Raw genomic sequence first — 23315 nt, forward strand, 5'->3', positions numbered from 1 at the left:
TACATCAAAATCTGCGTTAGTCATTGCCAGTTTGAAGCAAATGGTTTTCTATCGTTTCCGATAGATATTGGATAGTCCGCTGAAAAAGCTGGAAATAAAGCAGGGAAGTTGAATACAGATGCAGCAAGCTTTCTGGAAACAAACGTTAAAACATTTAACCCCGCTCAATGAAACCGGCCCCCAATGGTTAGCCGATATGACAGAAAAAGCTCGTGCAGATCATCTTGAAGAGCTCGTCGGTGAACTCGAAAAAGGAAAAGGTCAGTCGGAATTTTTAGGCACAGTCATGACGCTTTCACCTTTTTTGCGTGAAACGATCATACGCAATCCGTCCTTTATTGCTCCACTTGTTCATAAAGACATTTTGCAGCGTTTGAATGAAATTCTCGTTGACATCAGCAAGATCGACACAAGTGAGAATATTACCGAAGCGCTTTTAATGGCGGCATTACGGCAAAAGAAGCTTGAAATGCATCTCTTGATTGCTCTTGCCGATCTTGGCGGAATTTTTACTTCTGCAATGACTTCGGAATGGTTGACAAAACTTGCCGAAACGACATTAGGGGCGGCATTGCGGTTTTTATTACGGGATACCCACAATCAAGGAAAAATAAGTCTCGCCGATTATAACAATCCTGAAAACGATTGCGGACTTGTTGTTCTGGGGATGGGAAAACTCGGTGCACGTGAACTTAATTATTCTTCCGACATAGACCTTATTGTTTTTATTGACGAAACGTCGTCCCATATTGGCGAACCATTTGAAAGCATAGATGTTTTTTCCAAAATGATGCGTCGGCTTATCCGTATCATGCAGGAACGCACTGCCGACGGTTATGTTTTTCGCATTGATTTAAGGTTGCGTCCTGATCCAGGCTCTACCCCACTTGCACTTCCAATCAGTGCGGCGCTTCATTATTACGAGAGCAGGGGCCAGAATTGGGAACGCGCAGCAATGATCAAAGCGCGGCCAGTCGCCGGAGATATCAAGGCAGGGGACGCGGTGCTGCGTGAACTCTCTCCTTATATATGGCGTAAATACCTCGATTATGCAGCTATTGCGGATATCCATTCAATCAAACGTCAAATCCATGCTTATAAAGGCCATGGGGAAATTGCTGTCCGTGGCCACAATGTCAAACTCGGGCGTGGAGGAATTCGTGAAATAGAATTTTTTGTTCAGACCCAACAATTGATTGCTGGCGGACGTTTTCCTGAACTTCGTGGGAGACGCACAGTGGATATGCTTGCCGAACTTTGTTCGCTCGGTTGGATTAGTGCGGATACGCGCGATGTTTTGACAGAGAAATATGCTTACTTACGCAATGTCGAACATCGGATACAGATGCTGGAAGACGAACAGACGCATATTCTGCCGGAAGATGACGATGGCTTTACAAGCGTTGCTTACATGATGGGTTATACGAACACCAATGACTTTACACGCGATTTTCTTGAAACGCTGAAAACTGTCGAACACCATTATGCTGCACTGTTCGAACAGGAGAAAGAGCTGGGTTCGGATGCTGGAAATCTGGTTTTTACCGGTGAAGATGATGATCCGGGAACGCTTGCAACATTGTCAAAATTGGGTTTTTCGCGTCCGAGTGATATTTGTCGCATTATCAGAACCTGGCATTTCGGACGTTATCACGCTACCCAATCTGCCGAGGCGAGAGAAAGATTGACCGAATTGACGCCTGCGCTTCTCAAAGCGTTCGGTGCTACCAAAAGAGCCGACGAGGCCTTGTCGCGTTTTGATGCTTTTTTACAGGGTCTTCCGTCCGGCATCCAGCTTTTCAGTCTTTTACAGTCCAATCCCTCATTGCTTGATATGCTTGTTCTCATCATGAGCTCGGCACCGCGTCTTGCAGATATTATTACCAGAAAGCCGCATATTTTTGACGGCATGCTCGATCCGGCAATTTTTGCCGAATTGCCGACAAAAACCTATTTGCAAAATCGTCTCGAATTTTTCTTGAGTGGTGTTACCAATTATGAAGACATACTCGACCAGTTGCGCCTTTTTGCAAGTGAACAACGCTTTCTCATCGGTATCAGGCTTCTTAACGGTGCCATTGAAGGTGAACGCGCGGCACGTGCTTTCACAGATCTTGCCGATTTGATGATTGCCAATACACTTGCGGCAGTCGAGCAGGAATTTTCTCGTGTGCATGGTTTTGTCAAAGGTGGTCGGGTCGGAATATTGGGAATGGGGAAACTCGGTAGCCATGAGCTTACCGCCGGGTCCGATCTCGATCTTATTTTGCTCTATGATTATGATAAGCAGACAGAAATGTCGGATGGTGAAAAGCCGCTTTATATTTCCCAATATTATATGCGTCTGACGCAACGTCTGGTCTCGGCATTGTCGGCACCGACCGGTGAAGGTGTTCTTTACGAGGTTGATTTGAGACTTCGTCCATCGGGAAACAAGGGGCCGGTTGCTGTACCGTTTGAAGCTTTTGGCAAATACCAGCGAAATGAAGCATGGGTATGGGAGCATCTGGCACTCACACGTGCTCGCGCTGTGGCCGGCGACCCAATGTTTTTACAACAACTCGAAGATGAAGTGGCCGCTATTATTGCTTTAAAGCGCGATAAGAAAAAGGTTTCCCATGATGTGCGCGAAATGCGCGAATTAATCGAGCAAGAAAAACCGTCCATCAATATATGGGATTTCAAAACGATGCGCGGCGGGCAAGTCGATCTCGAATTCATTGCCCAATTCGCGCTGATTACACACCAAAGCGAATTTGTTGTAGGCCGTACAACAGGTGAAGTTCTGGAAAGATTGCCTCAAGCATTTCTGTCGGTCTCCTCGGTTGGCGAACTTCATCATGCTTATCGTGTATATACGAATTTGAGCCAGATGATGCGGTTATGTCTTAACGAAAAGCTTGATCCGGATGACATGCCGCCCGGTCTTGCAGATCTCTTACAAAGAACTGTCGGCGAACCTGATTTGAGCCACGTTGAAAGCCTGATTGCCGAAATGGCAAACACCGTTGGTCAAATATTTGACGAGGTGGTGGTCTAATCGGGCGCACTTCGTTTGTGAGCCGGTTTTATAATCGATAGAACAATCAGAATGTCTGGCTGCTATCTTTCCGAGTTATCAGGCGTTACTTTTGGTAAACTCACGGGCAGAATAAACTTGCATGCCGGATAAACTATTGTGCTTGAAAATTGCAAGAATTCAACGGAAAGCTTCTTGTTATTTTTGTGATTTTTCGAACTTTAAATTGGCTGAATGAGAAAACAAAAGGAAAAGCGGTCTTCAAATCAATAGTGTAATAACAAAAAGTCATTATGGCTGTTAGACGGACAAATGCCGGATGGAATAACAATCAATATTTTCTTCAATTGTAACAAATTTGATCATCTCAAAATGACCGGACTATATCTTGAAAATAGTCTTCCGGTTTACACTAACACTTAATGCTTCTGCGTGACTGGCAAGGTGATGGTAACTGTTGTTCCCTTGCCTTCTTTCGATGTGATATTGAGGTCGCCACCATGGAGTTCTACGAGAGAGCGCGAAATGGCAAGTCCAAGCCCCGAACCGGCATGGGTTTTGGTGAACTGGTTTTCGACCTGCTCGAAAGGCTGACAAAGTTTTGCAATGGCAGCTTCGGGAATGCCAACACCGGTATCGGAGAAGACAAAAACAAGTTTGTCGTCTTTCTGATAGCCCTTAACGTCGATATGTCCACCGGACGGCGTGAATTTGACTGCATTGGAAAGAATATTCAGGAATACCTGATGAATGGCGCGGCGATCAATGTCGCCATGGAGTTTGGGGGTAATATCGGCTGTGACAGTGATATTTTTCTCTTGTGCCTGCGGCGTCAAAGTACGCAATGTCTCGCTGATAATCGGCTCGAGATCTGCATTCTCGCTTGAAAGGGTAAAACGTCCGGCTTCAATCTTCGACATATCAAGAATATCATTGATCAGTGTCAGCAAATGCGTGCCCGAATTGTGGATGTCATTCATATATTCGGCATAACGTTCCGAACCCAATGGGCCAAAAGTGCCCTGTATCATCATTTCCGAAAAACCGATAATGGCATTGAGCGGCGTTCTCAATTCATGCGACATATTTGCCAAAAATTCGGATTTGGCCTTATTGGCGCTTTCGGCACGTTCTTTTTCCGATTGCAGACTTTCGTTCAGTTTTTCAACTTCGGTGGCGCGTTGTTGGGCGCTTTGACGCGCAAGTTTCAATTCCTGAATAAAGGAATAAAGCCGCCGCTCGCTATCTTCCAAACTTTTTTGTTGTTGTTTGAGTTCGGAAATATCGGTACCAACCGAAACCAGACCACCGTCCTGCGTACGGCGTTCGTTAATTTTAAGCCAGCTTCCGTCAGACATTTGGCGGATACTGGTAAAATTGCCGGTGTCATCATGTTCAACCGACATTTCATTGATGGCAGGTTTTGCCATTGCTTCGACTGTTGCCCTTTGAACACCGGGCTGTAGCATATGATCGGGCAGGGAAGCATATTCGCGGAATTTGCTGTTCGACATAACGAGACGCCCGTCCGAATCCCACAAAACAAAGGATTCGGAGATGTTTTCTATTGCATCGCGAATGCGCAGATCAGCTTGTGCTGTTTGCTCGGCAAATTGATGTTGTTCGCTTATGTCAAATGAAATGCCGACGAGGTGGGCTTCTTCCTCTTGGGCAACTTCGGCACGAATACGCATCCAGACATAGTGGCCATCGGCATGCCGCATAGGAAGATTGATATCAATGTGATCTTTCTCTCCACTCATCAAATCGCGTGCCAATTCGTAAAGATCGGCATCCGCCGGATTGATGATGGACGTGATTTCAGAGATGGACAGAAGTGCGTCTTTCGGTTTGAAACCGAGCATTTCATACATGGAACGCGACCAATAAACACGTCCGCTTGCCATATTCCAGTCCCATAGGCCGCAACGTCCGCGCATCATCGCCATGTCAATGCGGTTCTGGATTTTTTCGGAAATGAGATCGGTATCGCGAACCCGTGCAGCTTGTGCATAATAGGCATAGAGAATGGCTAATATGACCCCGACTGTTCCGGCAAAAATAGTAATATTGACCGATACGGATTTACGCCATTCAAGGTAAATTTCGTCTGTTTCCTCACCGACGAAAACGCCGTATTTTCCTTGCGCTGCCTGATCGAATGCAGCCAAAGAAGCTTTTCCATCAATCTTGACTTGCATCACTCCGGCACTGCGGCCGAGAACGAATAAAGCCTGACTGTCAGCGACAGAATCTGTGAGCGGGTGATTGATGTGTGTTTCCAGTCCGGAAGCGGCAATAACAACGCCCTGATCATCCACAATGGCGATACGCGCTGCATTTGTGATCAACCCTTGTGTGCGGAAATCGACAAGGATGTTTTCGAGATCATTGTTCGACAAGTCGGTAGTGTCCTTGCCGTCATTTGCTTTGCCGTAAATTGCACGATCAATTGAACTTGCAAGATGTCCGGTAGAAAGCATCATCGCAGATCGTGTATTTGTATCAATACTTTGCCGCCATTCATAAAGAAGCACGAGACGTGTTGCCGCGAGTATGACGAGAAAAACAAGGATAATCAGAGGAATGGCACGACGCAGCCATGGCTCAATGGCGAGCAGCCTTTTATAGGCTGGACCTGAGAGCAAATCGACATGCGCTGACCCGGCCTTGCGCTTTTTCAGCGAAGGTTTTGAATCAACAAACGTCCCTGTGGGCGCGTTAAACGCGTCCAAATGCGCCATTTCTGGCCCCCTCTAACATTAACGGATAAACTGGCGAACTGATTCGGTACGCAAAACACCCGAACAAGTCCAATGAATCAAAACTGATTCGTCCTGTCCAGTATTTTCTTTGCGTGGGACCTTTTTTCATTAATCAAGCTTAGAATAAAAGCTTTAATAATTTTTTAACGCTGTCATAGCGTACTCAAAGAAAAAGACCGTTTTAACGGGTAGTAACAAGGAATATTCCAGAAAATTTTCGAGAAAAAAGCGGGGAGAAATATCTTCTCCCCGCCAGAATTTTAATTGTTAGCCGAGTGTACGGCTTACGATGTCGGAAACGTCGACTGAAAGTTTTGGCTCTTTCAATATGCGTTCCAATTGTTCCTTGAGCTTGCTTTGGCGCTTCGGTTCCAGTTGTTTCCATGACCGCGTGAGCGTTGCAAGGCGAGCAGCAAGTTGTGGATTTTCTTTGTCCACAGTCAGGATAATATCGGCGAGTAACTTGTAACCCTCACCGTCAACCCGATTGAAGCCCGTCTGGTTCGAAGCTGCAAATGAAGCTATCAGTGCACGCGTCCGGTTCGGATTATCAAGCGAAAAGAGCGGATGTTTCATAAGCTCTTTGACATGTGCCAGGGTTTTCTCGCCCGGAACTGTTGCCTGAACGGAGAACCACTTATCCATAACAAGCGGGTCTTTGCCATAACGCTTTTCAAAATCGGAGAGTGCTTCTTTAGCTTCTTTTGTTTCATTGAAGAGATGAACAAGAATGGACAGTCCCCCCATCCGGTCTGTCATATTGTCAGCCTTCTTATATGCTTCGAAAGCACGTGTCGGAGTGTTTTCGGCAAGTGTGAGATAATTGAGGACAGTGTTTTTCAAAGCGCGTTTACCAGCCGGTTCGGCTTTTGGCGAATAATGACCTTCGGTCTTCATCTTGTCGAAAACGTGCAACATTTTCTGTTTCAGATGATCTGCCAAAGATTTCATGAAAGATTGGCGAACATTGTAAATGCGGTCGGGATCGACATTTTTGCCTATCATACGTGCAAGTTCGATTTCCGAAGGCAATTGCAGGCATAGCGAGCGGAAAGCAGGTTCCAATGTGTCATCGTCAAGAAGCGCTTCAATCAGTGTTTGAAGTTTTTCAGGCATAGCCGGTTTTTCAGCTGATTGATCGGCAATTGCATTAACCAGAGCCTTCCCCATTAACTGGTTGAGTGACTCCCAGCGATTGACTTCGTCGGCATCAAAGCGTGCACGGAAAGCAAGGTCATCATCGCTTTCTTCCATCTTCAGATTGATTGGCGCCGAAAAACCGCGCAGCAGTGATAAGACCGGCTTTTCTTTCAGATCACGGATATGAACGGTCTGCTTTGCTTCAGACAAAACAATAACATTATTTTCAATGTGGTTATCGGCCTGATAAGGCATATCTTTGCCGTTTTTGCCCAAAAGACCGAAAGAAAGCGGAATAACCATCGGTTTTTTATTCGATTGACCGGGAGTGTCGGGAACAGTTTGTGTCAAATCAAGTGTCAGGACACCATCTTTATAATGGCTATCAACGGTTACCGTCGGTGTTCCTGCCTGTTCGTACCACAGCATGAATTGTGATAAATCGCGTCCTGAAACATCGGCAAAACACGCGATGAAATCTTCAATTGTGCAAGCTTCACCATCATGGCGTTGGAAATAAAGATCCATGCCTTTGCGGAAAAGCTCGTCGCCAAGCATGGTATGAACCATGCGTACAACCTCTGCGCCTTTTTCATAGACGGTTGTCGTATAAAAATTGTTGATTTCACGATATTGCCGTGGGCGGACAGGGTGGGCGAGCGGCCCTGCATCTTCAGGAAATTGCGCAATTTTCAATACACGAACATCGGAAATACGATGAACAGGGCGGGAGCGCTGGTCAGACGAAAATTCCTGATCGCGATAGACCGTGAGCCCTTCTTTCAAACAAAGTTGGAACCAGTCACGGCAGGTAATACGATCGCCTGTCCAATTGTGAAAATATTCGTGTGCAATAACGCGTTCTATGCCGGCATAATCGAAATCGGTTGCTGTGTTCGGGTCGGCAAGGACATATTTATCATTGAAAACGTTCAGCCCCTTGTTTTCCATTGCGCCCATATTGAAGTCGGAAACAGCAACAATATTGAAAATATCAAGGTCATATTCGCGCCCGAACTTTTCTTCATCCCAACGCATTGCGCGTTTGAGTGAATCCATCGCATAGGCTGCACGTTCTCTTTTTCCTTTTTCGACATAAATTCCGAGTTTTACTTTCCGCCCCGACATAGTGGTGAAACTGTCGTCATAATGGTCAAGAGCGCCGCCAACGAGGGCAAAAAGATAGCATGGTTTGGGATGCGGATCTTCCCAGATTGCATAATGGCGCCCGCCTTCAACTTTGCCGGTTTCGACGAGATTGCCATTGGAAAGAAGTACAGGCTCATTCTTCTCATCAGCTTCGATCCGTGTTCTGAAAACCGAAAGAATATCAGGACGATCATAAAAATAGGTGATCCGGCGGAAGCCCTGTGGCTCGTTCTGTGTGCAATAGACGCCGTTAGAAAGATAAAGCCCCATTAATTGGCGATTTTTCTTGGGATTGATTTGCGTGGTAACCTGAAGAATAAATTTGCCTGAAGGGGGATTGTGAATTTCAAGTTTATCAGGTGTTGCCGAATAGTCTTTAGGCTCGAGCTTCTGACCGTTGATTGCCACTGACAACAATTTCAATTCATCCCCGACAAGAACCAATGGTGTTCCGGCTTTGGTGTTTTTACGTGGTGAAAGGGAAAGCTTCGATTTTACGATTGTTTCGGTAGGATGAAGCGAAAAATCGAGCTCGGTGTTGGAAATTGCGTAATCGGTGGGCTTGTAATCTTCAAGACGATATACTGGAGTGTCAGATTTGGTCATAAATCGTGCCTTTTTATAGAAGTTTATCATGAAGGTAAGCATATTTTGTCGAAACGACAACCGGCTCGAAAAGAAATCTCTGTTCATGCACACCAATGTGAATGGGAAATAGCATTTGCCCAACCTTCAATACGTTTATTTTGGTAACCAGCTTGTATATGAATGAAGAAAATGTCTCGTGCAAAGCAAACGGCAATTTTATTCGTTTAGTCTTATTGACTGCCGGATAAATGCTTTACCGACAGGAGAGAACTCGTGGAAAAACAGTCACCGGCTATTCCGGATGCCCCATCGGGAAATGTCATGCTCGGAATCTGGATGAAGATTTTATCGGTGGTCTGTTTTGTCGTTATGTACAGCTTTTTGAAATCGGCAAAAGGTGTTCCGGCAGGTGAACTGAGCTTCTTCCGGTCGTTTTTTGGTATTGTCCCGATCATCCTTTGGGTCATGTCATTAAAACAGCTTAAAACGGTGCTTTACACCAAAAATCTGACCGGACATGTTTTTAGGGGAATGTTCGGTACTTTTTCAATGCTATTCAGCTTTTATGCTTTGACCCTTCTACCGCTTCCTGAAACAGTTGCCATCGGTTATGGAGAACCGCTTATACTTGTGGTTCTATGTGCAATCTTTCTTCATGAAAAAGTTTATTTTTATCGTTGGAGTGCGGTTATTGTCGGCCTTATCGGTGTGTTGATCATTGTTTGGCCACGTCTCACTGTTCTCGGGTCAGCAAATGCCGATGTCGGAGCTTCAATTGGTGCGCTTTCCGCTCTTGGAGCGGCAATTATGGCAGCCATTGCTATGTTGCTTGTCAGGAAACTCGTGTTTACCGAGAAGACAACAACAATCACCCTCTATTTCATGATAACATCAAGCATTATATCGTTGATTACAGTTCCGTTCGGATGGGTCGTTCCGAATTTTTATCAAGCTTCCATGCTTATTCTGGCCGGGCTTTTCGGTGGTATTGCACAAATTTTTATGACGCAGGCTTACAGACATGCCGAACCTTCAACGGTTGCACCTTTTGAATATACGTCAATGTTGTTAAGCCTTTTGAGTGGTTATTTTATTTTTAACGAAATCCCGACGCTTGCAATGTTGTTCGGTGCGTGCCTCGTCATCGGCTCGGGTATTTTCATTATCCTTAGAGAATCCCATGTCATCGGGAAAAACCATACACGCCACCGTGCACTTTCGCATAAACACCGTTGAGCGCAAATTCGGAATGCTTAAACCTGCTGGTCAAGTGCATTGCGGATTTCCAGAAAATCTGCCCAGGCTAGTTTCTTCTGGCTTGGCGTGCGCAATAAATAGGCCGGATGGAATGTCGGCATCACCGGAATAGTTTTCCCGTTTTCCAAGTGATGCGAGAGCCATTGTCCTCTGGTGCGGATAATACCGTTTTTGACACCGGTCAGAACTTGCATTGCAGGTCCACCCAGAGCGACAAGAATTTCCGGCGCAGACAATTCTATCTGCCGTTCGATAAACGGACGGCAAAGTTCGGTTTCCATCGGTGTCGGAGTACGGTTACCAGGTGGCCGCCAAGGTATAGTGTTGGCAATATAAACGTCTTCCCGTTTCAAGCCGATTGCCGCGAGGATGCGGTTGAGCAACATACCGGAACGGCCGACGAAAGGAATGCCTTGCAAATCTTCTTCCCGGCCCGGAGCTTCGCCAACGAGCATAAGCTTCGAATGTGGTGTGCCATCAGCAAAACAGGTGTTTTTTGCTGTAAGTTTCAGTGTGCATCCGTTGAAAGATTTGAGCGCTTCGAAGAGTTCATCAAGATTTTTGGCGTTGCGGGCAAGTTCATTTGCTGTTGCAACTTGTCCTTCAACAGAAATGCGCTGAGGAGGAGCATGGCGGGGAGTGTGGCGAACATTTGCTCTTTCCTGAGGAACAGCTGTTTCACGCGCGGCGGCTACTTGTTTTATAATTTCCGCCGATTGTTTGAAACGGTCGATAGGTTTGTCATCAAGTGGCGTGTCAACGCCGGCTTCTGAATAGAAGCCAAGCAATTCTTCATATGAAATCGTGCCGTTTGAACGCTCTGACATTGTAACCTTTAGTCTTTCATAGCCAATGAATAGACCAAGCAATAGAGCTCTTCAAGACCGGATATCAGTTGCCTGACTGGCGGTGAGATCAGGCGACAGGAAAGGGTTACCCCCGAGTTTAAAGTTTAGGCAAAAACTACTTTAAGAGGAGAAGCCCTATTTAAAATTTCTCCTGTTGCAAATGAACGGGAGAAAGCCTGGCCAAGTCAGAGCGGGAACTTGAATCGTTCTTAAGAATTTTGTTTTTCAAAAAAGCATGTGATTTTTTATATTTCAATGCTCTAGAAAATAACACTGGAATATGAAGCTGTGATAGATCGCGCCGCAAATCGAGTTACCAGAGAGGCTCTCCGTGTCTTGCCATTAAAAACTCCGCAGCCTGCAAAAGACGGCCATCGGGAGCAATGTGCCGGATAAACATTGATAGATCACGGCGCATTCGTTCGATCGGACAACGTTCGATAAAAGCTTCCATACCAAGCGATTTCTCGCAAAGGTTAAGAATTCTTACGCAGACATCCTCCATCTGATCATGTGCGAGAAGGCAGGCCAAAACAGCATCGTCGACATTTTCCTTCGTCGGTTTTCGTGTTGCTTCTTCAACAAGACAAGCAGTTTTAAAAAGCATGGCCGAAGCCGCCAATGTTTCGGAACGTGCTTTTGCAAGGCGTGTTAGCTGGAACGGATCATCAAGCCGGTTTTTGCGAATAAGCATTTCGCGCCACGTATCAATAATCGCTTCTGCACCGCCAAGATGAGCGACACTATGGCGCCAGACGCCACCTATATAGTGTGGTTCCTGATGAAAATCCCCCGGTTTTCCAAAAAGATCACCTTCTTTAATTTCCATATCGGAAAAATCGAACGAACCGGTCAGCGTCGGACGCATGCCGGAAGCATCCCAATATTCGATATTTTGTCGTAAGGTGTCGGTGACATCTACCACAGCGAGTTGATCGGCATCTCTTTCGTTTTTTCGAAGACGTATAATTGCCAATTCAACCATTCCCAATCCGGTTACCAGACGTTTTACTCCATGGAGCCTGATTTTTCCGTTCGGCAAAGTGGTAAATCTCAAAGGTTGATTGAGACTGGCACCCCAAACTCCCAGAAGAGCACCTTCCTTGACCTTGGAAAAAATGGTTTTTCTCAAACGGTTTTCGGCATAGAGCTCGATAAGACGCACGGCATGAAGATGCCCCTCGAAAAGGCGTGCGAGTGACAGATTGGCTTTGCCAAGCCTGCGTAAAAAATCGAATGCGGCTTTGGTTTCATCTTCATTTTTTGTCAAAGCCCAATTGCTGCCGCCAAGTTTTTTGGGCAGACAAGCACGAAGTGCGCCACTTTCATTCAACCGTTGCAAGTCGACCGTCAGCCCGTATTCTTCTACATGATCGGCACTCTCCGAAATGAGGTCGAACAGGGCTTTATTATCCGTGGACATAGGTTTTTCCATAAACATTTCAGAAAATTTCGTTAGGAGAAAATGCTCGGAAGTTAAATGCGCAAAGGCTGAAGAAATTCAAAAACAAAACGGAAAAAGGGGAATTTAGTCGGGATTTGGCTTTGTTTTTCTCGAAACTTCATGGAAATGTCGGAATTTGGCAGATTGGTTGTATCAAAACCGGTCAGAATTGAAACTGATTTCCACAAGTACTGGCAGGTGATCGGAACCGAAAAAAGAAAGACGTTTAACGCTTATAGGTTCGATGTCCTCGGAAAGCAGAATCTGGTCAATAGGAAGTCCCAAATAAGGCCATAGACGAGCGGGGAAGCTATATGAAAGCCATGTTGCACCGATGCCTGAAATGTGCCGTGTACCGGTCAGTCTTTCCATTCTGGAAACGGTATTGCTCCACGTTACACTATTGAAATCGCCTGCAACAATCATTTGCGAAAATTTGTGCTTGAAGTCGGTTCTGAATGCACCGTTTTCCAGTTCGTCTAATTGTAAATTCTGCCCGAATGGCCACGGCCAGGCAAGATGGACAGAGATGACATCAAGGGGAGGGCGATTTGGTTTGTCCGACAGGAATTCTATTTTTGCTATATAACCATGGGTGGTTGTCGCATCGTAACAGGTAACAACGGGAGAATTGGTAAAACTGTAGCGGGATAAAAAACTATCTGACAGGATAACGCCTGTCGCGCCTGCGCGGTCATTGTCGGCCAAGCAACCGATAATCGTCAAATTGTTGTTTTGAAAAAATTCGCGCCATTTTGTGGAAGCTTCTTGTATCGTGATAATATCAGGCTTTTCTTTTTCTATGAGAGTCAGGAATTTTTCCGGAGTTTGATTGTCAAAACGCAAATTGGCTTGCAACAGTTTGAAGGTCGAGCTTTTAAGCATTCCGGAATTTGGTGAAACGCCGTCATCATTCAAGCTTAAACCGATAAGGGCAGCCGCAAATATTATCGGAAAAACCGCTTGTTGCCGAAGTTTTGTGAAAACAAGAGGAAAGGTAAGTAAAATAGTAAAAAATGCGAGTGGAATGCGGATATTGGCAAGTGAATCTAAAAGCGGATGAAAAGCTGTGAATAAACTCGCAAATAATGGCAAAGTCGACAAAACGACGACAATAAACCAAATAAGGGCAAGAGTCTGACAAACGGATTTTCCGGAATGTTTACCCATTTTGATTGCCGTCTAAAAAGCGGCACAAGCCAACCATTAATTCGTCGATTGACTTGTAAGGGGAGCAAAAATCGGCTTTGCATAGGCCGGAGTCTTGGCATGAAACAAAGCAAATGCGCCTAAAACCGCCACAAAAACCAAAGTCAAAAACAATATAGAACAGCGACGAATCAGCATAATTTGGCTCCCTTCGTTAACCATATTGCATAAATTATTTCATTTGAAACTAGTTATCTTTCATGAGGAAGCGAGATTTATTATTATATCAACTGTTCTGTTGTTTTCGGGCAATACCGTTTACTGATACCGTATTGATCATAAAATAGGTGGCGTCTTTTCCAAAAGGAACTATCCCTTTTTATCGCTTTATATCGCCAAACCCCAAAAATTTGGACTCTAAACAAGTAAAGTCGGGTTAGCTTTCATGTGAACTTTCCCGAAAAAAACGTCTAACAAATACACATGTGATCTGGCACACATAGTTGATAAAATTGACTATGTGTCATGATAAAATGTGAAGCTGATCGCGATAGATATCCATCATATCTTTGGAAAAACAACAAAAGATGACCCTTTGAGGAAAGTCATTCTTTTTTAAAAATTGACAAGTGGTGAAAACAGCAATTTTTGCAGCTTCCTTATGAGGATAACCATAGACACCGGCAGAAATTGCCGGAAATGCGATCGATTGGAATTGCTTATTTTCCGCAATCGCAAGTGAATTCTCGTAACATGATTGCAGTTTTTCCGCTTCATGGTCAACGCCGCCATACCAGATCGGTCCGACTGTGTGGATAATGTAGCGGGCGGGCAGGCGATAACCGTTTGTGAGCTTTGCTTCACCTGTTTTACAACCATTAAGCGCCTTGCATTCGGTAAGTAGTTCGGGGCCTGCAGCCTTGTGGATTGCGCCATCCACTCCACCGCCGCCAAGAAGAGTTGTGTTGGCCGCATTAACAATGGCATCGACATCAAGCTTGGTAATGTCACCACAAATGACGGAAATACGATTTTTGTCTATCATCAATGATTTCCCCTTCATTTCGAAATATCGATTGCTTCGATTGTGATCCTTTTCAAGCGAAGTGGAAATAGCCAAAAATTATTAGAAAAATCAGTAAAAACGAGCCTGAAAATCGTGCAGTGATTGAGAAGACCTGGTCAACTTTTTGAAAAAGAAGCGGCACGTTCCCGCAATAATTGATAGACATAGTTTTTGGCAGTTTTGACAGCATCTTCCAATGATTTACCTTTGGCTATCTCGCAGGCAATGGCCGTTGATAAGGTGCATCCTGTTCCTCGCATCGTTGCGTTGAGACGTGCATTCGAAAAATTGGTGGTACGGGAAGAGGAAACAAGGCTATCGATTGCAATCTCTCCCGTTTCATGCCCGCCTTTTGCAAGAACATATTTGGAGCCGGAGGCTAACAGTTTTTTTGCCTGCTCGATCGTTTGGGAATGATTTTCGGAAAGGTTTTTACCGGTTAAAGCGGCAAGCTCGGGAAGGTTGGGCGTGACAAGATAGCAATATTTTAACAACTTTTCTTTGATGGCTTTTACGGTTTTGTCGTCTGCAAGGACACCCCCCGATGAAGCACGGATGACCGGATCAAGTATAACCGGAATGTCGGAAAAATTGTCAAGAACGATGCAAATTGCCTCGACGATTTCAGGTGATCCCGTCATTCCCACTTTAATAGCCGAAATTTTATCCGACCGGAGTGCAGCCAACATTTGACCGCGGATAATGTCTCCATTCATCGGCAGCTTTGTTTCGACATGGTGGTCATCCTGCACATTGACGGAGGTGACAGCAAGCCCTGTTCTGACAGAAAAATGGCTTGCTGTTTCGATATCACGGACAATCCCTGCGCCACCCGTCGGATCGGTTCCGGCAACGATGAGTATTTTGGGCATCAGCGCCATTTTTGTGTTGCTTCCAGCCATTGTTTTACACGGTCTTCGGGATTTTCGTTCATGGCAATATCGGTTACCACAGCAGCACTATCGGCACCGGCTTCCAACACAGCCTTGGCACGTTCCGGATTCAATCCGCCGATTGCAACCAGAGGAAGATCACCAACGAGCTTTTTCCAGCGGGTCACTTTTTCCAACCCTTGAGGTTGCCACTTCATCTTTTTCAATATGGTTTGATAAACAGGCCCTAAAGCGACATAATCCGGCTTCACGGCAAGCGCTTTATTGAGCTCGCTTGCATCATGTGTACTGACGCCGAGCTTCAATCCTGCTTTCTTTATTTTGTCGACATTGGCATCAATAAGATCTTCCTGCCCGAGGTGAATAAAATCACATTTTTCCTCAATTGCCGCTTTCCAATAATCATTGATGATCAACTGACAATGAAATTGTTTGCAAACAAGTTTTGCTCTCTGGATATGCTGGTGAAGAACCTCTAAAGGCACATTTTTCATGCGCAATTGCACCAGTTTAACGCCAAGCGGTATCAGCTTCTCAATCCAGTCTGCACTGTCAACGATAAGATAAAAGGGGTCTAGTTTGATCAAAATACTGCCTTTCCAAACACCGGTGTTGAAGGAACAGCAACATCTCGTGGCTCCAACATTCCGGCTTTATATGCACTTTGCCCGGCTTTTATAGCATTTGCAAACGCCTCCGCCATCAATACCGGATCACCAGCCTTGGCGACGGCTGTGTTGAGCAATACACCATCATAGCCAAGTTCCATGGCTATTGCCGCATGAGACGGGCGACCAATTCCGGCATCCACAATCAAAGAAAGCTCCGGAAAATTGGCGCGGATTGAACGCAAGCCATCAACGTCCTTTGGTCCTTTTGCTGATCCGATAGGGGCACACCAAGGCATAATCACACGACATCCTGCATCAGCCAGCTTTTCTGCAACAATGAGGTCATCTGTGGTATAAGGAAAGACTTGAAATCCATCTTCGTTAAGGATGCGGGCAGCTTCGACCAAAGCAAACACATCCGGTTGCAGTGTGTCGGCATTGCCGATCACTTCCAGTTTAATCCAGGGCGTTTTGAAAATGTCGCGCGCCATATGCGCCGTTGTGACAGCTTCTTTTACTGTAAAGCATCCGGCGGTGTTCGGAAGAATGGATACGCCGAGAGATTTTATAAGGGAAAAAAATTGCCCCCCTTGTTTTCCACCAGCCGTTTCACGACGCAGAGATAATGTTACAACCTCTGTATGGGAAGCACGAATTGCATCTTCAAGAATTTTTGGCGATGGATATTGCGCCGTTCCTAACAGAAGATGGGATGAAAATTTTTTATCATAAAGTTCAAGCAACTTGCTCAACCTCCCTGCATAGGGCTTAGAATTTCTATTCTATCGCCGTTATTCAATTTGAAATCTTCGCGCTCGCTTTCACTCACAAGCTCGGCATTGACGGCTGTTGCCAGCCAATCGCCTTCATAATCGAGCTCGTTCAAAAGAGCCGAAAGCGTTTCAGCGCCTACATTTTTTTCTTCGCCATTAACGAATAACTGCATTTTAATCAGCCCATCACAATTTCAGTCACCTGACGGGCCATCTCCGGCGAGATGAGGTATCCGTGGCGGTGCATTCCGTTGACATAAATGTGGTTGCCGTCCTGTTTTACTCGCGGAAAATTATCTTCATAGGCAGGGCGAACGCCAACGCCGATTTCCACAATATCGGCCTCACCAAAGGACGGATGAATAGTGTAGGCGGCATTCAGAAAATCCATCATCGAATGCGCTGTAATCGGCCTATCATCATTGCTTTCGATCATAGTTGCGCCAATCATAAAAATTCCGTTGTCTCTGGGTACAATATATAACGGAATTCGCGGGTGAACGAGCCTGATCGGTCTTGAAAAGGAAATTTCGGTATTGTGCACAAGCAGCATCTCGCCACGAACGCCACGCATGTCTTTATCCTGTCCAAGACGGGCGATACCTGTTGCATCGACAATAAAATCAAAACCGTCTTCACTTGCTCCGACGTCAACAAAATGAGCGTTCATATCTGCCAATTTTTGTTTCAAAGCCAACAGCGCTTTGCGAGGATCAATATGGCCTTCGGTTTCGTAAAATAAACCGCGGTTGAAGCGACCCGCAAGATCGGGCTCCAATTTTGCAATTTCATCTCCGTCGATTATGCGATGCCCGCCCGTGCGTTCTGAAAAACGGTTCAATTCTGCGGCATCTCTTTGAGGCGCAACAACGAGGGTACCATTATGTTTTACGAGATCGGGGAGAGTCTCGGCCCACCATTTCATTGTCTGTAACCCCAGTTCTTCGACGCGTGCTTCGGCACTTTCGCGTTCGCAATAGGGGGCAAGCATCCCGCCGGCATACCAGCTTGCAGCTCCACGGGGAGAATCATCCGGAGCCGAGATCGTTATTTCAGCTCCCGCTTTTGCTAACATATAAGCGCTGGTCAAGCCGGCAACGCCACATCCTTTGACAAGTATTTTCTTGTTCGTTTTTTGCATTCGCATCATCCACAATCAAATGAGGTTGCAAGGAAAATTTGCAATCCCGTTAAGCCGGAATGAACCAGCTGTGTGATATCCAGAATGTAAATTCTTGGAACACAACATAAAACCGGATCGGAATGATTGAAAATCAAATGACTGCTCTTCGTCGAGCAGGTCAAATATAACCACCATCCCTCCGCCAGTCCTAACTGGTTCAGGTTCAATGGGTCACTGTAATGATCTGACTTAAATCAATCTCAATACAGACTCTCAGCCCCAAATGGCTCCCCAAGGTTGGTGCGCATGTTTGGCTTAAATGGTTATTTTGTCAACATCTATAAAACGTGATTGATGACTCTCTAAAAAGAACGCAGCTTATCGTTGAACATAGAAGTCCCAAAATACGGCATTCAAGGTGTTTAAAATGCAAGAGAAGTTTTGATAAGCAATAGAGATGTTAAACGTCTTCTTTTTCGAAAGGCAAAAATGCGGCAATGATCAGCAAAAGCCAGCCGAGAATGTTGATTGTGCCTCCGAGCGGGGCAGCATAAGGAAAGAGCCGTGTTTCGGCAAATTCGCGACACATGATATCCAAAGCAAAAAGCGCGACGCCAATAATGATAAGAACACCAGAAAGGCGCATGACGATATTTGTTTTTGTGGCAACCGAGAGGCCTAGAAGCGCTGCTGCATTGCCAAGAAGGACGGGTGCCACTGCTTCGTAATAGCCGCCGATATGCGAGGCAGCCGCGTAAGCAGCAATACCACCGGCGCCATAAAGGCCGGAAAAGCCGCATAATATACGTTTATTCAAATCAGACATATTTTTCACCCCTTATCTGCCGCAATCAGCGCGTATGAGAAAGCCTCTGCAAAGAGGTCCAGTTGTTTGCGAGGACCAACACTCACCCTAATGAGCCGATCAAGAACAGGCACAAAAGGTTTTCGTACGAATATTTGCCGTTTTATAAGTTCATTTAAAACATCTGTCGCAAATTTCCCGTCACGACCACAATCAATGGCAACGAAATTGGTTGCAGACGGCAAAGTTTTTAATCCGTTTTTTTCAGCGATTGTTACAATTTGCTGCTTTGCCGTTTCGATTTTCTTGATGACATCCTCGAGATATTTGCGATCTGACAGAGCTTGCAAGGCTGCAATTTGTGCCATTTTATTGACAGAAAAATGGTCACGAATTTTATCGAACATGTTGATCAGCTCGGAAAACCCGATTGCATAGCCACAGCGCAATCCGGCAAGACCATAAGCTTTAGAGAAGGTACGCATCCTCAAAACATTGGGCCATAATTTTGACATGGCAGGCAATTCGTTTTTTGGCGCAAGTTCGCCATAAGCTTCATCAAGAACCAATAGTGTAGTTTCAGGCAAACTCTTAATAAAGGCTTCAATCGCGTTTTCGTTATGCCATGTCCCCAAAGGGTTATCCGGATTTGCGAGATAAACAATTTTTGCTTTATATTTATGCGCTGCATCCGATAGAGCCTGAAGATCAGCCTTGTCATTTAGATAGGGGACTTCCACGAGTTTTCCGCCAAAACCTGCTACGTGATAGTTGAATGTCGGATATCCGCCAAGCGAGTTGATAACAACATCACCAGGCTCGATATATTGGCGTACAATCAACCCCAGAAGAGAATCCACTCCGGGACCGATGGTTAGCTCATTCGGCTTTAGGTCGTACAGCTCTGCGAGCGCATTGGTGAGATCGTAATTTTCAGGGTCACCATATTTCCAAACTTCATTAGGAGAGTTTTTAAGAGTCTCAATGACGGAAGGTGCAGGCCCAAAACCATTTTCATTGGCACCTAATCTTGCACGAAATAAATGCCCCGTTTTTCGCTCGATAGCTTCAGGACCTGTAAAAGGAACAGTCGAAGGTAATGAAGCGACAAGAGGCGTGACAGCCGGAAAAACATATTTGTCTGACATAGTCCAATCCAGTTACAGCGGGCGATATGCTACAAAGCTTTCTAAAACGACTAGCATAAAAAGGTTCTACCGTAGATATCAATAAATCGTTATGCCTATGATTTTAATCCGGAATTTTGAAAATTGAAGTTGTTTTTCGGCAATGGCATATTGCAACGAATGATATTCATTTTTTAAATATCAATTTATATAAAATATATAATGAAATATCAAATATTCATTATTAAAACATTATAATGAAATAATATATTTTATGAAATATATATAAAACGTTTATTTATAATTAAAAAATGAATTTTTATTCGTTAATTTTATTGCATTTAAAAATTAAAAATAATATAAATTTAAAAATTAAAATAAAAAAATATAAAATAAATTTTATATAAAAAATAATGATTATGAATGAAAACCTTGTGCGTTAGTTATTTTCATAATGAGCTTATCGGTTAGATTATCGGAGTGAATTTATTTGCGCTATACATGCCAGACATTAAGAAAAATTTTCCGCTTCTTCAAATGTGAAATGAACGATCTGGCAATTTATTATTGAGGCGCGATGATACTCTCGGTTTTCTTTAATATCGAAAGGTGGTCATCGACATCACGGTGGTTATTTCTATCACAATTTGAATATGATCAGGCGCAAATGGTCGGGTTTGTCGATAACTACGAAAATTCAAACTGTGTATTGAGTCCAATTGGTAGAAGATCTGAAATGATGATCAAAAAACAAACCGATTTTCTCTAAATCGCATCACAACAAATGTTGAAAAACAAATTGCCTGAAGGACCGGCATTCAAGCCGTGTTTTCCTATAACAGGCTTGTAACGCTCAAAATCAAAATGATCGAACGTGATTTAATACTCCAATCCGATTAATGACCCAATTTGATTGGTTTTTGACATAAAACTAAAATTATCTTTGACATAAAAAAACCGGTGGTAAAACCACCGGTTCTTATTTTTATTCTTTCAAGAATTAGAACGAACGTTGGATACGAAGCATACCCTGGAAAGCATCCTGACCTTTCAAAGAGTCAACAACCTTTTCAGTATTGGCAGCGTTACGGGCGCTGTAGTCATTTTCCCAAGAAATATATGACAATTCAGGAGTAATGACGAGACCCGGTACCAATTCATATTTTACGTTAACAGATGCAGCGAATGTATCTGTATCGTCGTAAGCAACCTGAGCGTTGAAGCTGGTCTTCTTGTTGAATTTGAAGGTTGTACCACCCCAAACAGCCCAATCGCCGCCCCAATCACCATAGATCGAGTTGACTTGGCGATAAACGCCTATTTTAGTTAAGCCATTTCTTGTACGTGTAGAAGAATTGGATTCATAACCGTATGTGTCGTCTCTATCATAGTAATCGTCAGCAGATTTATATCCACCCATGACCCAAACGCTCCACTGATCGGTAACGTTCAAATCCAAACGAGCCTTGGCAGCCCATTCTTCATAATAAGCATCATATGCGCCAACAACAGAAACACCACCCCAGCCTTGAACGAATTTCAAGCCGCCAACGACATTTGGTGTGTAATCATCAATTTTGCTGCTCAGTTTATGTCCTTTGACATTTGCAATATCAGCATAATCGTTGTGGTATCTATAGCCGTAACCGTCGGCGTCACTGTTGCCCTGTTCAACACCCAAGATAGCGGAGAAGCCGTTTCCTGCGTTGAAGGTGTAGCTGATGACGTTGGTACGTGAGTAAGCCATCGGGTTCAGGACATCATCATTGATGACATTACCATAATAACCTGTCCAATGGTGGAAAATCGATTCATCAAGACCTACGCGGATGCCACCGAGTTCGATGAATGCAAAATGGAGCTGTCCTGAAGCAGTATCGCCCTTTTCGTCCCATTCTGCACCTTCGTCCCACTGCGAACGCAATTCAACGAATGTGCGCAATGTGCCGAGTTCTGTTTCAGAAGCAGTGTGGAAACGGAGTGTTGCACGTGTACGCCAAGCGTAAGTATCACGGTCGATGTCACCACGCTTACGGGCATAAACATTGTCACCACCCTTGATGTCGGCACGGACATAACCCGAAATGCGCATGCAGGTTTCAGTACCAGGGATATAGAAATATCCTTCACCATAAGCGTCACAGACGCGTACATATTCAACGGGTTCCGGCTCTGCAACGACAACGTCGGCTGCACGAGCGCCAGAAACTGCAATGAGAGCTGCAGCGGAGCCGAGAAGAAGGCTCTTAATGTTCATATCTGACCTCCAGTCAAAGTTAAAATTGGGTCGGGTTCACGAAGTTCAGAAAGTTTGAATCCCGATCCCCTTAACCGAAAAAGTCGCACGCAAGCGCTCCTTCTTCATGGATCGAACATACCTGACGATATTTTTGATTCAACCGTGAAAAAGGAAAAAGCGGGGTTTTGAAGCGAGTATCGTCACGTCTTGTTGCAAAAATGACACAAAAAGATAGGGTTTCAGATGATTTGTTTGTGAATTATTAACCATATTTTTTGTGTTAAATTAACTTTAACCCAAAACTTTGACCGGTGATAAACCATTTTTTGAGTCGCTGTTGCTCTTAATCAAAAAGCGGCGGTTTGGTTATGTTTGAGCAACACTATGCGATTTATTGCTAGGCAGAAGGTTTTATAAATCTCACTTCGCGTAACGGAGGCTTTTCGTGAAAACGAGATTTTCTCACTGTCTTTTGTTCAAATGATCTCCTCTGTTCGAACGAACTTGGAGGAGGCAGCGGAACCTTCATTATTATATATTATGTATAAAAATCGATTTTTTGAGAAAATCGCTTGAACTTCCGTGAAAGAATGTTTATTGGCTGCTCTCGGAGAGGTGGCCGAGTGGTCGAAGGCGCTCCCCTGCTAAGGGAGTAGAGCTCAAAAGGCTCTCGAGGGTTCGAATCCCTTCTTCTCCGCCATTTTTTAGTTAAATTCTCCGCTATGTTCCGAAATCTCTGCAATATTCCGAAAGAGATAGAGTTGGAATAATATATCATGCCGGTTGAGCATTCTCGCTTTCCCTTGATACTGGCTGGCAATAAAATTTGTAACGAATTTATAAATGTCGCCGTTCTGTTCGTCTTGAAATGGAATTTAATCGGCACTTATTTTCTTATGTAGCTTTTTGTACATATTTTTGGTGGTAACCGGTTCGAATTTTCATCACATACGGATAAAAGCGGTGATGCAATCAAGCGGTGCTTTACGTCGGGGACTCTATTTAAATCCGTCAAGCCGGAAAACATTTATCCGCCAGACATAAAAATTGGGACAAAGATCAAATTTATCATATGAGTGCTACATTGCATTTATTACCTCGCAAAATCATCTCTTTGTCTCTTGGCTCCCCATGCTGTTTTTATTATCGATTGTTATCCGCATTTAAGAGCCGGAATTTCTCCGGATTTTCTTTTGCAACAATTGCCGATATCGACGGACAGTCTGAAAGAACAGATAAATAGGGGAACTCGAACCTCCTACCATTAGAGGATTTCATACGGAGTAGAAACCAGAAGAGGTGCGTAACGAAAATAGAAC

16 protein-coding genes, 1 tRNA gene and 1 riboswitch are annotated in these 23315 nt (G+C 44.5%); of the genes, 3 read left to right on the forward strand and 14 right to left on the reverse strand.

The features are described from left to right. Positions 1 to 118 precede the first annotated feature (118 nt). On the forward strand, positions 119 to 3040 hold the full coding sequence (locus H3S82_RS05055; protein ID WP_198232249.1) for a bifunctional [glutamine synthetase] adenylyltransferase/[glutamine synthetase]-adenylyl-L-tyrosine phosphorylase: 2922 nt from the start codon (positions 119 to 121) through the stop codon (positions 3038 to 3040). Positions 3041 to 3438: 398 nt separating this feature from the next. On the opposite strand, the gene H3S82_RS05060 is transcribed toward H3S82_RS05055, so the two are convergent. Both H3S82_RS05060 and pepN read right to left on the reverse strand, forming a co-directional pair. Beyond that, positions 3439 to 5763, reverse strand: coding sequence for a PAS domain-containing sensor histidine kinase (locus H3S82_RS05060; RefSeq protein WP_198232250.1), 2325 nt, complete (start codon positions 5761 to 5763; stop codon positions 3439 to 3441). Positions 5764 to 6051: 288 nt separating this feature from the next. Then, positions 6052 to 8679 (reverse strand): aminopeptidase N, encoded by a 2628-nt coding sequence (gene pepN, locus H3S82_RS05065; protein WP_198232251.1) that lies wholly within the window; start codon positions 8677 to 8679, stop codon positions 6052 to 6054. A 303-nt stretch (positions 8680 to 8982) separates the two neighbouring features. Here pepN and H3S82_RS05070 point away from each other — a divergent pair, with 303 nt between their 5' ends. Beyond that, positions 8983 to 9897 (forward strand): DMT family transporter, encoded by a 915-nt coding sequence (locus tag H3S82_RS05070; protein WP_198232330.1) that lies wholly within the window; start codon positions 8983 to 8985, stop codon positions 9895 to 9897. Between the two features lie 17 nt (positions 9898 to 9914). Here the strand turns inward: H3S82_RS05070 and H3S82_RS05075 are convergent, their stop codons facing one another. The 12 genes from H3S82_RS05075 to H3S82_RS05130 form a co-directional block, all read right to left on the reverse strand. After that, complete coding sequence (locus H3S82_RS05075) at positions 9915 to 10745, reverse strand: uracil-DNA glycosylase family protein (protein WP_198232252.1); 831 nt, start codon at positions 10743 to 10745, stop codon at positions 9915 to 9917. Between the two features lie 334 nt (positions 10746 to 11079). Further along, on the reverse strand, positions 11080 to 12189 hold the full coding sequence (locus tag H3S82_RS05080; protein ID WP_198232253.1) for an acyl-CoA dehydrogenase: 1110 nt from the start codon (positions 12187 to 12189) through the stop codon (positions 11080 to 11082). 174 nt (positions 12190 to 12363) lie between these two features. After that, the gene (locus H3S82_RS05085; protein WP_198232254.1) at positions 12364 to 13380 is read right to left on the reverse strand and encodes an endonuclease/exonuclease/phosphatase family protein; all 1017 of its coding nucleotides are present in this window, start codon (positions 13378 to 13380) and stop codon (positions 12364 to 12366) included. Positions 13381 to 13882: 502 nt separating this feature from the next. Further along, the gene (locus tag H3S82_RS05090) at positions 13883 to 14404 is read right to left on the reverse strand and encodes an O-acetyl-ADP-ribose deacetylase (protein WP_198232255.1); all 522 of its coding nucleotides are present in this window, start codon (positions 14402 to 14404) and stop codon (positions 13883 to 13885) included. Between the two features lie 137 nt (positions 14405 to 14541). Continuing rightward, positions 14542 to 15327: a hydroxymethylpyrimidine/phosphomethylpyrimidine kinase gene (locus tag H3S82_RS05095; protein ID WP_246785238.1), complete on the reverse strand. Its 786-nt coding sequence runs from the start codon at positions 15325 to 15327 to the stop codon at positions 14542 to 14544. Then, the gene (locus H3S82_RS05100) at positions 15297 to 15902 is read right to left on the reverse strand and encodes a thiamine phosphate synthase (protein WP_198232331.1); all 606 of its coding nucleotides are present in this window, start codon (positions 15900 to 15902) and stop codon (positions 15297 to 15299) included. The genes H3S82_RS05095 and H3S82_RS05100 overlap by 31 nt, the downstream gene beginning before the upstream one ends. Continuing rightward, positions 15902 to 16672: a thiazole synthase gene (locus H3S82_RS05105; protein ID WP_198232256.1), complete on the reverse strand. Its 771-nt coding sequence runs from the start codon at positions 16670 to 16672 to the stop codon at positions 15902 to 15904. The genes H3S82_RS05100 and H3S82_RS05105 overlap by 1 nt, the downstream gene beginning before the upstream one ends. Positions 16673 to 16677: 5 nt before the next feature. Beyond that, positions 16678 to 16875, reverse strand: coding sequence for a sulfur carrier protein ThiS (gene thiS / locus H3S82_RS05110; RefSeq protein ID WP_198232257.1), 198 nt, complete (start codon positions 16873 to 16875; stop codon positions 16678 to 16680). 5 nt (positions 16876 to 16880) lie between these two features. Next, positions 16881 to 17843: an FAD-dependent oxidoreductase gene (locus tag H3S82_RS05115; protein ID WP_198232258.1), complete on the reverse strand. Its 963-nt coding sequence runs from the start codon at positions 17841 to 17843 to the stop codon at positions 16881 to 16883. A 159-nt stretch (positions 17844 to 18002) separates the two neighbouring features. Then, a riboswitch (TPP riboswitch) is annotated at positions 18003 to 18129 on the reverse strand. A gap of 156 nt (positions 18130 to 18285) precedes the next feature. Then, positions 18286 to 18651: a DUF423 domain-containing protein gene (locus H3S82_RS05120; RefSeq protein WP_198232259.1), complete on the reverse strand. Its 366-nt coding sequence runs from the start codon at positions 18649 to 18651 to the stop codon at positions 18286 to 18288. Between the two features lie 5 nt (positions 18652 to 18656). Further along, the gene (locus H3S82_RS05125) at positions 18657 to 19778 is read right to left on the reverse strand and encodes a pyridoxal phosphate-dependent aminotransferase (protein ID WP_198232260.1); all 1122 of its coding nucleotides are present in this window, start codon (positions 19776 to 19778) and stop codon (positions 18657 to 18659) included. A 979-nt stretch (positions 19779 to 20757) separates the two neighbouring features. Further along, complete coding sequence (locus tag H3S82_RS05130; protein WP_198232261.1) at positions 20758 to 22014, reverse strand: porin; 1257 nt, start codon at positions 22012 to 22014, stop codon at positions 20758 to 20760. Positions 22015 to 22605: 591 nt separating this feature from the next. On the opposite strand from H3S82_RS05130, the gene H3S82_RS05135 reads away from it, so the two are divergent. Then, positions 22606 to 22696 (forward strand) — tRNA-Ser (locus H3S82_RS05135). Positions 22697 to 23315: the final 619 nt, after the last annotated feature.

The sequence above is a fragment of the Bartonella sp. M0192 genome, assembly GCF_016102305.1.
Taxonomy (GTDB): domain Bacteria; phylum Pseudomonadota; class Alphaproteobacteria; order Rhizobiales; family Rhizobiaceae; genus Bartonella; species Bartonella apihabitans.

Coding starts and splice junctions, on each gene's coding strand:
- H3S82_RS05120 (WP_198232259.1), bottom strand. CDS start 18,651: ATGTCTGATTTGAATAAACGTATATTATGCGGCTTTTCCGGCCTTTAT.
- H3S82_RS05130 (WP_198232261.1), bottom strand. CDS start 22,014: ATGAACATTAAGAGCCTTCTTCTCGGCTCCGCTGCAGCTCTCATTGCA.
- H3S82_RS05070 (WP_198232330.1), top strand. CDS start 8,983: ATGCTCGGAATCTGGATGAAGATTTTATCGGTGGTCTGTTTTGTCGTT.
- pepN (WP_198232251.1), bottom strand. CDS start 8,679: ATGACCAAATCTGACACTCCAGTATATCGTCTTGAAGATTACAAGCCC.
- H3S82_RS05115 (WP_198232258.1), bottom strand. CDS start 17,843: ATGCAAAAAACGAACAAGAAAATACTTGTCAAAGGATGTGGCGTTGCC.
- thiS (WP_198232257.1), bottom strand. CDS start 16,875: ATGCAGTTATTCGTTAATGGCGAAGAAAAAAATGTAGGCGCTGAAACG.
- H3S82_RS05095 (WP_246785238.1), bottom strand. CDS start 15,327: ATGGCTGGAAGCAACACAAAAATGGCGCTGATGCCCAAAATACTCATC.
- H3S82_RS05085 (WP_198232254.1), bottom strand. CDS start 13,380: ATGGGTAAACATTCCGGAAAATCCGTTTGTCAGACTCTTGCCCTTATT.
- H3S82_RS05080 (WP_198232253.1), bottom strand. CDS start 12,189: ATGTCCACGGATAATAAAGCCCTGTTCGACCTCATTTCGGAGAGTGCC.
- H3S82_RS05055 (WP_198232249.1), top strand. CDS start 119: ATGCAGCAAGCTTTCTGGAAACAAACGTTAAAACATTTAACCCCGCTC.
- H3S82_RS05125 (WP_198232260.1), bottom strand. CDS start 19,778: ATGTCAGACAAATATGTTTTTCCGGCTGTCACGCCTCTTGTCGCTTCA.
- H3S82_RS05090 (WP_198232255.1), bottom strand. CDS start 14,404: ATGATAGACAAAAATCGTATTTCCGTCATTTGTGGTGACATTACCAAG.
- H3S82_RS05075 (WP_198232252.1), bottom strand. CDS start 10,745: ATGTCAGAGCGTTCAAACGGCACGATTTCATATGAAGAATTGCTTGGC.
- H3S82_RS05060 (WP_198232250.1), bottom strand. CDS start 5,763: ATGGCGCATTTGGACGCGTTTAACGCGCCCACAGGGACGTTTGTTGAT.